Below are 13,958 nucleotides of genomic sequence, written 5' to 3' on the forward strand. Positions count from 1 at the left end.
TATTATGGAAAACAATAAAATACTAAAACAGCTTATTGAAGAATCTACTTCCGAACATTCTTGGAAAGAAGAGTTTCAATTACAATTGGAAAATGAAGAATCAGAAGATTTCTTCTTTGAACTTTCTTTGAGAATTATAACAAGACTCGAAGAACTTGGTTGGAAAAAATCAAAATTAGCTGAAGAACTTGGAGTTACAAAACAATATGTTTCAAAGCTATTAAGATCAAAACAAAATTTAGGTCTTGAAACAATATTCAAGATTCAAAAAGTATTAGGGGTAAAATTAATTGAAATACCTGAGTTAAACCCTAAAAAACAAGAAAAAGCACAAATAACTATTAAATTAGAGAGCAAGAGACAGACACTTGGTTCTAATAATATTTATGTTGAAAAAATTACTTATCCGAATCAAAAACAATTAAACTCAAAATGGCTACACGAAGTAAACTCGAAGTATCATTGCTAAAACTCACCACAGAACAGTTTTTTTGTTCAGAAAACCTATTTTCTGAATTTAACAAAACCGAAGGGGCGATGAATAATACGATACAGTTAGGCGTTGATGCTTCGAAATCAATATTAGGGTGTCTCTTTAAATTTGAAATAAAAAAAGACAGTAATGAGCTTTTAGTTATAGAAGCAGGAGCTCATTTTAAAGCAGACGAAGAAGGCTTTAAAAAACTTCTAAATAAAAAGAAAAAAACATTTACCTTACCTTTCGCTACAGCTAGATTAATGCTTGTAGTAGCAATCGGAGTGGCTCGTGGAATTTTACACGCAAAGACAGAGGGCACTGATATTAATGGAATATTTATCCCCCTAATTGATCCTGATTCAGTTCTCGACAAAGACATCATAATTGATCTTTCACCAGAAGAAAATCTATAATCAAAAAAACCTCTCATTATCTGAGAGGTTTTTTGATATAATTAAATTTCTACATATTTCTCCTATACTGCCCACCAACCTCAAACAACGCCGAAGTAATCTGCCCTAACGAACAAACCTTTGTAGCTTCCATTAAATAATCGAATAAGTTTTCGTTTTTAATGGCGGCTTCTTGTAACTGGCTTAAATGCTCGTTTACTTTTGCTTCGTGGAAATTATGCAGGTTGTCCAGCATTGTAATCTGGTATTGTTTTTCTTCTTCTGTGGCACGAATTACCTCTGCCGGAATTACCGTTGGCGAGCCTTTTGAACTCAAAAAAGTATTTACACCTACAATTGGGAAATCTCCGTTGTGCTTTAAGGTTTCGTAGTACAAACTTTCTTCCTGAATTTTAGAACGTTGGTACATCGTTTCCATTGCGCCTAGAACTCCGCCTCTTTCTGTAATTCTGTCGAATTCTTGTAAAACAGCTTCTTCAACCAAATCAGTTAATTCTTCGATGATGAACGAACCTTGAATTGGGTTTTCGTTTTTCGCTAACCCTAATTCTTTATTAATAATCAGCTGAATTGCCATCGCGCGACGCACCGATTCTTCTGTTGGTGTTGTAATCGCTTCGTCGTAAGCGTTTGTGTGCAATGAATTACAGTTGTCGTAAATCGCATACAAAGCTTGCAAAGTGGTTCTGATATCGTTGAAATCAATTTCCTGCGCGTGTAACGAACGTCCAGAAGTCTGAATATGGTATTTCAGCATTTGCGCTCTTTCGTTGGCTCCGTATTTCAGTTTCATGGCTTTTGCCCAAATCTTACGCGCCACACGTCCAATAACCGAATATTCTGGATCTACTCCATTAGAGAAGAAGAACGATAAATTTGGTCCAAAATCGTTGATGTTCATGCCACGGCTCAAATAATATTCCACGTAAGTGAAACCATTTGAAAGCGTAAACGCCAATTGCGTAATTGGGTTTGCTCCTGCCTCGGCAATGTGATATCCTGAAATCGAAACCGAATAGAAATTACGAACGTTTTTAGTAATAAAATATTCCTGAACGTCTCCCATTAATCGAAGCGCAAATTCAGTTGAAAAAATACACGTATTTTGCGCCTGATCTTCTTTTAAAATATCGGCCTGAACCGTTCCACGAACTTGTGCTAACGTTTTTACTTTTATTTCGTTGTAAACCTCCAAAGGTAAAACCTGATCTCCCGTAACGCCCAAAAGCATTAATCCCAAACCGTTGTTTCCTGCTGGAAGTTCGCCTTGGTATTTCGGTCTTTCAATTCCTTTATCTTTATATAATTTGTTGATTTTAGCCTCTACTTCTTTTTCTAAACCATTTTCTTTAATGTAAATCTCACATTGCTGATCGATTGCGGCATTCATAAAGAAACCTAAAAGCATTGGCGCAGGTCCGTTGATCGTCATACTTACCGAAGTCAAAGCATGAACCAAATCGAAACCTGAATATAGTTTTTTAGCATCGTCTAAACAACAGATTGAAACTCCCGCATTTCCGATTTTTCCGTAAATATCCGGACGTAAATCGGGATCGTTTCCGTACAAAGTTACACTATCAAAAGCGGTTGAAAGACGTTTTGCAGGCATTCCCGCACTTACATAGTGAAAACGTTTGTTGGTTCTTTCTGGTCCACCCTCGCCCGCAAACATTCTTGACGGATCTTCGCCTTCACGCTTAAACGGATATAATCCAGAAGCGAAAGGAAATTCTCCTGGAACATTTTCCTGTAAATTCCAACGCAAAATATCGCCCCAACCTTCATATTTTGGCAAAGCAATTTTTGGTATTTGCAAATGCGATAAACTTTCAGAATGGGTCGCGATTTTAATTTCTTTATCACGAACTTTAAAGCTGTAAACTGGATTTTTGTATTTGGCTACTTTTTCAGCCCAATTCAGAATAATTTCCCAATTGTACGGATCTAAATCCATTTTTACTTTATCAAATTGATTTAGTAAAAGATTTAAGAAGATTCTGTTTTCGTCAAGTCCTTCGACTCCGCTCTGGATGACACTATTGTCATCGATTCCTGCTTTTGTAATCTGCGGAATTTTTCCAGAAACCGATTCTATAGTTTTAAAGATTCCGTATAATTTCTGAGCTACTTTTTGCTGTGCAATTGCAGTCTCATCATAATTTCTATTATTCTCGGCAATTTCAGATAAATAACGTGTTCTTCCCGGCGGAATTACGAATATCTTTTCGCTCATTTCTTTGGTGATCTGAAAAGTCGATTTCAAGTCCGAATTCGTTTTTTCTGCTACTTTATCCATGATTGCTTTATACAGCGTGTTCATTCCGGGATCGTTGAACTGAGAAGCAATGGTTCCGAAAACTGGCATTTCATCTGGATTTTTATCCCAAAGATTATGATTGCGCTGGTATTGTTTTTTAACATCGCGTAAAGCATCTAAAGCGCCTCGTTTATCAAATTTGTTTAAAGCCACTAAATCAGCAAAATCAAGCATGTCGATTTTCTCCAATTGCGTTGCCGCTCCAAATTCTGGTGTCATTACATATAAAGAAACATCTGAATGATCCATAATTTCGGTATCAGACTGTCCGATTCCGGAAGTTTCTAAAATAATCAAATCGTATTTTGCGGCTTTCAAAACCTGAATCGCTTCGGCTACATATTTAGACAATGCCAAATTCGACTGACGTGTCGCCAGCGAACGCATATATACTCGAGGATTGTTAATCGCATTCATACGGATTCTGTCTCCTAAAAGTGCACCTCCTGTTTTTCTTTTTGAAGGATCGACAGAAACCAATCCAATTGTTTTTTCTGGGAAATCAATTAAAAATCGGCGAACCAATTCGTCCACCAAAGAAGATTTTCCGGCACCGCCTGTTCCTGTAATTCCTAAAACTGGAATTTTAGAAGTAGCGTTGCTATCGTGAATTTTATCAAAAACTGGTTTAGCAATTTCTGGGAAATTCTCTGCTGCCGAAATCAAACGTGCAATTGCTGTTGGCACTTTATTTTCGATATGATCGATTTCTCCGTTTAATTGATCTCCAATAGGGAAATCGGCACGCTGTACCAAATCATTAATCATTCCTTGAAGTCCTAAAGAACGGCCGTCATCTGGCGAATAAATTCTGGTGATACCATATTCATGTAATTCTTCAATTTCGCTTGGCAGAATAACGCCGCCGCCGCCTCCGAAGATTTTAATGTGCCCTGCTCCTTTTTCGCGAAGCAAATCATACATATATTTAAAGTATTCGTTGTGTCCGCCTTGGTAAGAAGTCATGGCAATCGCATTGGCATCTTCTTGAATGGCGGTATTTACCACTTCTTCAACACTTCTGTCGTGGCCTAAGTGAATCACTTCAACGCCCGTAGACTGTATGATACGACGCATGATATTGATGGCCGCGTCATGTCCGTCAAAAAGCGAAGCAGCAGTAACAATTCTTACTTTATTTTTAGGAATATATGGGATTTGTTGTTCCATTTTATGAATATGATAATTTTATGCGACCAATGTACAAAATATTTTAATATTTGATGAAGGCTATAGCTTTATGTTAACAAAATTAAATCGATTTCGTAAACCAAAGAGGTAACAATTTGCGTAACTAACTGATATAGTTAAGGAAAGCTTAAAGACATGGCAATTTCGCAACATTTAATTAAAATCTGAAAACATCTTTTGAGCCTTCCTAAATTAATTTAGCATTGTTGAAAAGCCCCAAATTTTTACCACGACTTAAACATGAAAAAGTATAACGTAAAAATTTTAAAAATGAGAACATTTTATTCATTCACCGTAATTTTAGGTTTGAGTTTTTTTGTATCTTCTTTTGCAACAATTGAAAATGACAATTTAAAATATAAAAAAACATCAAACACCATTTCTTTTAAAAATTCAGATAATGATGACGTAAAAGAAAACATTTCAAATGACTTCTTCAAGAGGTATTCTGATTTAAAAAAGTATAAATCTGAAGTAATGTCATTATATAAAAACAGAACTCTTGGAACCATTTGGTATGATGAAGATGAGATCAACGAGTTTGGAAGTATTTTATACCAAAAAGCAAAAAAAACAAATGATTTGGTTATTCCATATCAAAAAGAAATAGATCAGTTATTTGATTCTTCATCAGATGCCAATTTTTCCAGAACAGATGCTGATATGTTACTAAGTTCTTTATATGTAGTGTACACCAAAAAAAATAACGCTGACAAGAAAAAAATAGCTTATGATGCTATGCTTAAAGATTTTCTGAACTACAGTACAATCGAAGAAGCAACAGCTAAAGTGGAAGACGACGGAAATTTATACGACCAATATTATAAACTTCAGGATGTTTTAAAAAAATATAAAAAACTTGAAAGATCAAGCAAATGGAAACCTATCGTAACCGAAGTGCCTTATAAAGAGTTACGTCCAGATGCTGTTTCAAGCACTATTGCACAAGTTAGAACACGCTTATATTTATTAGGCGATTTAAAACAAGATTCTAAAAGTGATTTTTATGATCGTGAATTGATGGATGCTGTTATGAAATATAAAGTTCGTAATGGTTTTAAACCCAACTATATTCTGGCCGAAGAACACATTAAAGAAATGAATATTCCAGTTTCAGATAAGGTAAAAACATTGATGCTGAACATGGAAAGAATTAGAGCTATATCTCCTCAATTGGTTAATAATGATGAGTTTGTAATGGTAAACGTGCCTTCTTATGAATTGATTTATGTAAAAAATGGAAAAGTCGTTTTAACATCAAGTGTATTCGTAGGATCGCCTTTAACTAAAACTACTATTTTTAACGGAGAAATTGACAGAATTGTTTTTAGTCCATATTGGACAGTACCTCAAAGTATTGTTGACAATGAGTTGAAATTGAAAATCGCAGCCGATAAAAATTATCTAGCCGAACATAACATGGAAGTCGTGAACGGTCAGGTAAGACAAAAACCAGGACCTGGAAATTCATTGGGATTGGTAAAATTCATGTTCCCAAACCCAGATGATATTTATATGCACGATACACCGTCTAAAACCTTATTCGATTTCGAAAAAAGAACATTCAGCCATGGTTGTATTAATGTGAAAATGGCAAAAGAATTAGCCGCAGCGATGTTGCAAGATTATCCTGAATGGACTCAGGAAAAAATCGACAAAGCAATGGCAGGAAAAGTAGAAAACAGTTTTAAACTTTCTAAAAAAGTGCCAATTTACATCTGTTATTTTACTTCATTGGTTAACGAAAACGGAGAAGTAGGTTTCTTTCCGGATGTCTATGAAAAAGACGCTGAATTAAATCCAGAAAAAACTCTTACTGCAAATTAATTTACTATTAAATAAAACAAATCGGGAATTCATTTATTGGGTTTCCGATTTTTTTATCACTTTTAAAAAAAAGCTTATTTTAGTGTTTTTTAGACTTTTTTTCCCAGCAGGACATTTTTTTCTTCGGACTTTTACAGAAGATTACATACCCAACTATTATTTTAAATTTACTCAGCATGAAAACAAATAATACAGAAGGTTTAACCCTATTCGAAATAAATCTATTGGTGCAGCAAGGCGGGAAATTCGTAATTTTTCCGAATACCATTTCAAAACTCTTTAAAAAATTTAAACTTTCGAATATTTATTTTATCCGCCCAAACGAAACTACTTTCAAATATGCTTTAAAGCATTTCTTTTTAAATTTATCATTAAGCTGGCGTATTATTCCGTATGGTCCAATATATGTTATTAAATCCATTTATTTTTTAATTAAAGGCGGAAAAGATTATACTCAGGATATATTGAATGAATTAAAAAATAACAATCCGGTTTATCGTCCCGATCTTCAATATCTGCAGTAAAAACTTTTTTACCTTAAATTATTATTTTAAAATCTTTTTGAGGCAGAGAACGTGATTAGTTAGAATGAGATTTGCACAATCTTTTTTTAATGAATCATAATGAAAAAACACGTTTTCTTTTTTAGTAGTATTGCATCATTCCTATTTATTTCATGTAATAACTTTACTTCTGAGAATCCAATTTCAGCAGATGGAATACGTAAACCAAAAGCCCCAAAAGCTATAGGTCCTCCCCGCATATTATTTATAGGCAATAGTCAGATAGAATATTTTGTAAGCGCTCCCACTTTATTTCAAGAATTATGTAACGCGAATAATGTAAATATAAATGTGCAACAATTGATAACGATGGGAGTTGGACTTGACAAAGTATATTATACCAATAAGACAGAAGCCAATCAGAATTTTTCAAATATAGATAAAGATGGAAATTATTATGATTATGTGGTCTTACAGGAATCAACGCCAACCGCATTAACAAATGTGGAAAAATATAGAACAAATCTAAAACTGATTGCAGAAAAAATACATAAAAACAGCCCAGATGCGGCAATTTATGTGTATCAAAACATACCTCCTCTACCTTATACAAATTCTGATTATAACGAGTATTATAAAGAATTGCGAAAAAATACAATTTTAGCGACCGCGTTCATAAAAAATGCAGGGATGCTGAGAGTTGGTGATGCTGTTACAGATGCTTACGAAGGAAAACATGGCTATCAGTATTTGAAAAACAACAAAGATAATCTTCGCTTTGGCCAAAGTACACTTCATTTTTTAAATGATGGCGGATTTTTACAGGCAGTTTTATTGTATGTCACCCTATTTGATAAAAAGCCTATTATTCCTAAAAAATTAATTTTAAGCACTGGAACAGGTGATCATGACAATTTAAGAAAACAAGAAGTTTCAAAAGCTATTAGCAATCCTAAAGCTTTAGAAGAAATTGCTCTTAGTAATCGATAAGATGTAACATCATTTCAAAATTAAATCACCTTTAAATTTATAGGTGATTTTTTTATTTACGACATAACTTTTAAGACTCAATAAATTTCTTATTTTAGCCTCAACTAATTTAAACCAAAAACAATTTTATGGAAGATTCTAATGAGTTGATACAAAGAAAAAACTGGTGGGACAGAAACTGGAAATGGTTTGTTCCAACTGGATGTTTAAGCCTTATTATCCTTTTTGGATTGTTTATTGCCGGAATTTTCTTTGGCGTTACTTCAATGATGAAAGACTCTGATGCTTACAAAGAATCTATAGCAGCCGTAAAAAAGAATAAAATTGTAACCGAAAAACTAGGAAATCCAATTGAAACCGACGGAATGATTTCTGGCAGCATAAACGTAAGCGGCGACAAAGGCGAATGCGATCTGCAGATTCCTATAAAAGGTCCAAAAGGAAAAGGAACTTTATTTGTGGTAGCTCATAAAAGAGGAAAATGGAACTACGAAGAAATGTCGGTTTACGTTGAAAAAACAGAAGAAGAAATTAATTTACTTCAAAAATAAAAACATATATTCTTTAGATTATATCCTAAATAAAAAACTTAATATGTTATTTTAAAAACGTATTGTGGTAGTATCGAAGGGATTTTAAAAAATACTTTTGCAGTCATTTTAAAATCTGACTACCATGATAAATGATACTTTAGGAAACCTTGCTTTTACCTGCAAACCGGGAAGAATTTTGCTGATAACTGCTATTGTGGTTTTTATACTTTTTACAGCTGCTTCAGTTTTTATTTGTTTTACAACGATTCTCCCTATTGATAGTGTGCACTTTAGCGGTGATGTTTTCATAATTTACAAAACAATTGCCCTTCTTATGGGGATTGGCATTTTGTTATTGTCAGTTGCCATTTATCTTTCCAAAAAGCCTGTTTTTTCTTTATATCAAAATGGAATCGTTTCGTCGTTTAATGCAGTCGAAAAAAAACTGTATTTTGATGAAATAAAAGACATTTACCCATATGCATCTGGAAAAAAACTTTTTATGCCTAACAATATTATGTTTAGAGGATCTGATCAAGATTCTTGGCAGGTTATTTCTCCTGATTATTCCAATAATATTGAAGCTTTAGATTTTATAATTGATCAGCATGCGTCACAGTACACACCAAAAATCGTAGAACAATTAAAAAACGGCGAGGAAGTCACTTTTCATTATATGAATTTACAGCAAAAACTATTAAACCAGTTTTTCGTTGTCAGCAATAAATCATTCCAAAATATTGATTCTAAAAGTTTCAGATTATTTAAAGATAAAATCATTAAAGATGATAATGTTTACTATTTTGATGATTTTAGACGCATTACTCTTAATACTATCTTGAATACTATTAATTTTATAAACTACGAAGGCAAAATAGTTTTATCCTTTACACATACTTTAATCTTTAGCCGAAATACTTTTATGGATGCTATTAGAGAATTCAATAAAGAAAAAGCAGAGTTTTAATACCTCCGATACCATGAAATCTTATTTACTTGTGCTTACAACGCTTTTTCTATGTTTTTCCTCATGGGCTCAATCAGCTCAAAATTATCAATCTTACACAAACCGAATCACCAAGTTTTCAAAACCTGCCAGAATACTTCATAATAGTGTAAATACTCAGGGAAATGGCAATATCGAATTTACAAATTCTAAAAACCAGATACTTCGTTTTCGATTAAATAACCATAAAGTACAGCCGGGATCTTGCCAAATTGCTTTTGAAATATATTATTATGAAAATAAGTATTTGAACAAAATTGAATCATACGATATTAAAGGAAATTTAATTGGATGCGATTTAAAGTTAGATGGAGAAGCAGTAACCCAATTTATCATCGAAAAACCTACTCTTTATTTAAAGAAAAAGAAATTAATTGATGATGCAGATGGCAATATCGAAATGAATGACACCAAAGAAAAGATCATTCGTGTACTGCTATTTGATGCCAATAACAGACCCATACTACAACTGCAGCCTGCTTATATTTCTAGTAAAGAATTTTGGCAATATAATAGTAGAATGTCTTGGCCATAGTTTTTTCATTAACAAAAATATTAATTTAAAAATGACACCTATAAATTGGAGCAAAATAATGGGATACATTCGTTTTACTATCCTACCACCTAATGAAGATTGGCAAGAAATATTGTCAGATGTCTACTGTGATTTAGATAAATCATTTAAAATAACCCAAAATAAGCAAAACTATACGCTTGATAAATGTTCCTCTAAATTACTTTATGCTAATTCTCATCATATTTTTTATAAAAATGAATCATTCGGTACAATTTTAATGGAAAGCGGTTTTGTTAAGTTGGAGAAATTTTATATCGCTTACTCACAAAAATATGATAACATTACAGTTTTTACTGGCCATCCAGAATGTTTTGATTTATATGATATCCAAATTTACAACAAAGGGAATTTAATTCGAAAAAGCAATTGGGTTGGTCAAGAATTGTATAATAACGCTTCTGATATATTAAAACCTTTATATTCTAATTTTTTAAATACCGAAATTGGTGAAAAAACAGATTATGAAGAACTTCCTCATTTATTACCTCTTTTATATCATTTTGGTTGGACTCAGGATGATCTCAATCAAAATAACTGGAAATTAATAACAACCAATTTGCATTAATTATTATAACAAAATGTTATTGGTCTTTGAATATATTTGTGGCGTTATTTTTGAATAAAATACTACATTTGAAACTTAAACAAATCCCCACAATGAAAAAGATTTTATTATTAGCCGTTGCATTTTCACTTACCTCTTGTGCACAGGTACAACAAACTCTAAATCAATTCCCTCAAATATCTTCTCAGGTTCCTGGAGTTGGAGGCGTAGACATTGCTTCTGGATTAAGAGAAGCTCTTAACAAAGGAATTACCCAGCAAGTGAGTAAATTAACCGCAGTAGATGGCTTTTATAAAAATGAAGCTGTAAAAATTCTAATGCCAGAAGAACTGCAAAAAGTAGACGCCACTTTAAGAAAAGTCGGGTTGAGTTCTCTTGCTGATGAAGGTATTAAAATGCTAAACCGCGCTGCCGAAGATGCCGTAAAAGAAGCTACTCCGATTTTCGTTTCGGCTGTAAAAAATATGTCATTTACAGATGCAAAAAATATCCTTTTAGGAAATGACAGCGCTGCAACTACCTACTTACAGGGAACTACAACCACAGCTTTATATTCAAAATTCAATCCTGTAATTAAAAGCTCTTTTCAAAAAGTAGGTGCCGATGCTGTGTGGACAAAAATCATCAATAAATACAACACCATACCATTGGTAAAAAAGGTAAATCCAGATTTAACAGATTATACAACCAATCAGGCTTTATCAGGTGTTTTTAAAATGATTGCTGTAGAAGAAAAAGAAATCCGTAACAATATCAGCGCCAGAACAACTCCTTTATTGAAAAGTGTTTTTGCCCTGCAAGACGGAAAATAGTTTTTTTATAGCTGCCAAGGCTCAAAGTTGCAAAGGTTCAAAGGTTTATCTTCTTTAGTCTTTCATAATTTTCAGCATCTATATTGCAGTTAAACAAATTAACAATTAACCGATTAAACCAAAACAAGCCAAAATGCAAAAAATAACCATTCTGATTCACTGTAAAGACCAAAAAGGTATTATTGCCGCAGTGACTGCTTTTATTGCCAGAGTAGAAGGAAATATTATTTATATCGATCAGCATGTTGATGTCGAGCAGAATGTCTTTTTTATGCGATTGGAATGTGAATTTACCAATCACAGAAATACAATCGATGATATAAAAGCTGAATTTGAAAAAACACTTGCTGTGGATTTCAATATGTCATGGGATTTGTACAATCAAGAACAAAAACCAAAAATGGCGTTGTTTGTTTCTAAATACGACCACTGTTTATTTGATATTTTAGGCCGATACAGCGCCGATGAATTAAATGTTGAAATTCCAGTGATTATAAGCAATCACAATGATTTAAGAGGAATTGCCGAACGCTTCGATATTCCGTTTCACTGTGTTCCTTTTACAAAAGACAATAAAGAGGAAGGTGAAGCCAAACAAATTGAATTATTACGAAAATATGATATCAATTTTATTGTTTTAGCCCGCTACATGCAAATTATAACACCAAAATTGATTGAACTTTACGAAAATAGAATTATAAATATTCACCACTCGTTTTTGCCAGCTTTTCCAGGTGCAAAACCTTATCATTCGGCTTTTAAACGCGGCGTGAAAATTATTGGTGCAACAAGTCATTACGTAACCGAAGAATTAGACGAAGGTCCAATTATTGAACAAGATATTGCCAGAGTATCACATATTCATTCTGTTGAAGATTTTATCATGAAAGGACGTGATTTAGAGCGAATAGTTTTGGCAAGAGCAATTAAATTACATTCCGAAAGAAAAACAATGGTGTATAGTAATAAGACAGTTGTTTTTTCTTAGGTGCAAAGTTTTTTAAAAAGAATTATACTTTGCTTTATAATAATAAAACCCGACAGTTTAAAAAACTTGTCGGGTTTTATTATTATTAATGTTTAAAAACCTCTTAACTTTTACAACTTTGCACTCTTAACCTAGCTTTACAATATTCAAAAATAGGTTTCTAAAAATCTTAACTTATGGTCAACAAAGTAATAACAAAACCTTAACAGCATAAGATTGATATATGTCGGACATTTGTAATGTAATAAACTGGTTATTTATTATTTTGGTTTTGGTTAGTTAAATGATGCCGGCGTCTTCGAGATGCCGGCATTCTTTTTTTAGATAAATCCTGATGGATTATTTAAATTCAAATGAAAAAATTCCAAATTCTAAATTCTGGTAAAATTCCAATTTAAAAAGTAAGTCAAATAAAAATTCCAAATCCCAATTGTGAATTTGGATTTTGGAATTTAAATATTGGAATTTACTTTCCAATTATACATTAACTTATATTCAACAAAGTAATAACAAGATCTTAACAGCTTAAGATTGATATATTTCAGACATTTGTAATGTAATAAACTGGTTATTTATTATTTTGGTTTTGGTTAGTTAAATAATGCCGGCGTCTTCGAGATGTCGGCATTCTTTTTTTACAACTATTTGCTTTGAACATATTTTAACCGCAAAGAACGCTAAGATTTTTTCCTAAGTATTATGAATATAAACGCAAAGTTCGCAAAGCTATCACATCTTTGCGAACTTTGCGTTTTAAATTACTCCACGAAAAAAAATCTTAGCGCCTTTTCAGTCAAATTCACATTCCAACAACTTGAAACCTGAAACAAAAAAAACTAATTTTTAAGCCTTTCATGTAGAAGTTTAAAATACGGGAAAGCTTTTAAAAGTCGGCTGCCATGCCAAGAGAACATTTCACCGTCTACGAAAATAGTTTTGGCATGATGGGTGAATCTTCCTATTTCAAAAGCGTCTTCTTCTTTAAAAGGATACGGTTCAGAAGAAAGAAATACAATATCTGGATCACCTTCGAGACGCATCTTCTTTAATTCGATTTCAGGATAACGGCCTTTATCTTCATAAATATTTTTAAAATGATTGATTTTTAGCAATTCATTAATATAGGTATCATTTCCGGCAACCATATAGGGATTCTTCCAAATAAAATAAGCGACTTTTTTAACAGCAATATCTTGAATGTATTTTTTGAAATCGCTCAAGGCGAAAGATAATTTATCATTCCATTTTTGTGCTTCAGTCCTGCAGTTGAATAACTGTCCGAAGTCGGTTATCATCTGGAAATTATCTTCAATAGAAACTATATTCGTTACCCAAACTGGACAAATTGTACGCAATTGTTCGACAATTTCGATTGTATTTTCTTCTTTATTACAAATAATAATATCGGGTTCTAGAAGCTTTATTTTTTCAAAGTGGATTTTTTTAGTACCTCCCACCATTTTTTTGATTGATTTGAAATGAAACGGATGGACACAGAACTTCGTAATTCCGATGATTTTTTCTTCTAAACCTAAATCATATAATAATTCAGTTTGCGAAGGAACAAGCGAAATAATACGTTTTGGAGTCGTTTCAAAAGAATGAATCGTTCCTATTTGGTCGGTTAATTGTTTCATGTTTATTTAAGAAGAAGTTTTTTCAGCCACGAATTCACTAATTTTTTATTCGTGTAGATTTTAGTTGCTAATTTCACTAATTCCGCAAATTAAAAAGAAATTGGAGAATTCGTGTCTA

The 13,958-nt window shown here is 32.7% G+C and carries 13 protein-coding genes; 11 read left to right on the forward strand and 2 right to left on the reverse strand.

Annotated features, from left to right (window positions below; genetic code table 11):
• The first annotated feature begins 4 nt into the window (after positions 1-4).
• Both P2W75_RS12540 and P2W75_RS12545 read left to right on the forward strand, forming a co-directional pair.
• On the forward strand, positions 5-469 hold the full coding sequence (locus tag P2W75_RS12540; protein WP_276380717.1) for a helix-turn-helix transcriptional regulator: 465 nt from the start codon (positions 5-7) through the stop codon (positions 467-469).
• On the forward strand, positions 433-891 hold the full coding sequence (locus P2W75_RS12545) for a hypothetical protein (protein ID WP_276380718.1): 459 nt from the start codon (positions 433-435) through the stop codon (positions 889-891). The genes P2W75_RS12540 and P2W75_RS12545 overlap by 37 nt, the downstream gene beginning before the upstream one ends.
• A gap of 49 nt (positions 892-940) precedes the next feature.
• Here P2W75_RS12545 and P2W75_RS12550 read toward each other — a convergent pair whose 3' ends face one another.
• The gene (locus tag P2W75_RS12550) at positions 941-4,381 is read right to left on the reverse strand and encodes a methylmalonyl-CoA mutase family protein (protein ID WP_276380719.1); all 3,441 of its coding nucleotides are present in this window, start codon (positions 4,379-4,381) and stop codon (positions 941-943) included.
• Positions 4,382-4,672: 291 nt separating this feature from the next.
• Here P2W75_RS12550 and P2W75_RS12555 point away from each other — a divergent pair, with 291 nt between their 5' ends.
• The 9 genes from P2W75_RS12555 to purU all read left to right on the forward strand — a co-directional run bounded on the left by P2W75_RS12555 (position 4,673) and on the right by purU (position 12,203).
• Entirely contained in the window at positions 4,673-6,229 is a 1,557-nt protein-coding gene (locus P2W75_RS12555) for a murein L,D-transpeptidase (protein WP_207297097.1), read from the forward strand.
• Between the two features lie 176 nt (positions 6,230-6,405).
• Positions 6,406-6,753 carry a hypothetical protein gene (locus P2W75_RS12560; RefSeq protein WP_276380720.1) on the forward strand — a complete coding sequence of 116 codons (348 nt, stop codon included), beginning with the start codon at positions 6,406-6,408 and terminating at the stop codon, positions 6,751-6,753.
• Between the two features lie 99 nt (positions 6,754-6,852).
• Positions 6,853-7,722: a hypothetical protein gene (locus P2W75_RS12565; RefSeq protein ID WP_276380721.1), complete on the forward strand. Its 870-nt coding sequence runs from the start codon at positions 6,853-6,855 to the stop codon at positions 7,720-7,722.
• Between the two features lie 128 nt (positions 7,723-7,850).
• A complete protein-coding gene (locus tag P2W75_RS12570; RefSeq protein WP_207297100.1) occupies positions 7,851-8,273 on the forward strand; it encodes a cytochrome c oxidase assembly factor Coa1 family protein in 423 nt (140 codons plus the stop codon).
• A 124-nt stretch (positions 8,274-8,397) separates the two neighbouring features.
• Complete coding sequence (locus tag P2W75_RS12575) at positions 8,398-9,222, forward strand: hypothetical protein (RefSeq protein ID WP_276380722.1); 825 nt, start codon at positions 8,398-8,400, stop codon at positions 9,220-9,222.
• 13 nt (positions 9,223-9,235) lie between these two features.
• A complete protein-coding gene (locus P2W75_RS12580; protein WP_276380723.1) occupies positions 9,236-9,796 on the forward strand; it encodes a hypothetical protein in 561 nt (186 codons plus the stop codon).
• 31 nt (positions 9,797-9,827) lie between these two features.
• Complete coding sequence (locus P2W75_RS12585; RefSeq protein ID WP_276380724.1) at positions 9,828-10,403, forward strand: hypothetical protein; 576 nt, start codon at positions 9,828-9,830, stop codon at positions 10,401-10,403.
• Positions 10,404-10,495: 92 nt separating this feature from the next.
• A complete protein-coding gene (locus tag P2W75_RS12590) occupies positions 10,496-11,215 on the forward strand; it encodes a DUF4197 domain-containing protein (protein ID WP_276380725.1) in 720 nt (239 codons plus the stop codon).
• A gap of 133 nt (positions 11,216-11,348) precedes the next feature.
• Positions 11,349-12,203 (forward strand): formyltetrahydrofolate deformylase, encoded by an 855-nt coding sequence (gene purU, locus P2W75_RS12595; protein WP_207297104.1) that lies wholly within the window; start codon positions 11,349-11,351, stop codon positions 12,201-12,203.
• A gap of 836 nt (positions 12,204-13,039) precedes the next feature.
• Here the strand turns inward: purU and P2W75_RS12600 are convergent.
• On the reverse strand, positions 13,040-13,840 hold the full coding sequence (locus tag P2W75_RS12600; protein WP_276380726.1) for an ABC transporter substrate-binding protein: 801 nt from the start codon (positions 13,838-13,840) through the stop codon (positions 13,040-13,042).
• Positions 13,841-13,958 lie beyond the last annotated feature (118 nt).

The sequence above is a fragment of the Flavobacterium sp. H4147 genome (assembly GCF_029360735.1).
In the GTDB taxonomy this organism is placed as follows: Bacteria; Bacteroidota; Bacteroidia; order Flavobacteriales; family Flavobacteriaceae; genus Flavobacterium; species Flavobacterium endoglycinae.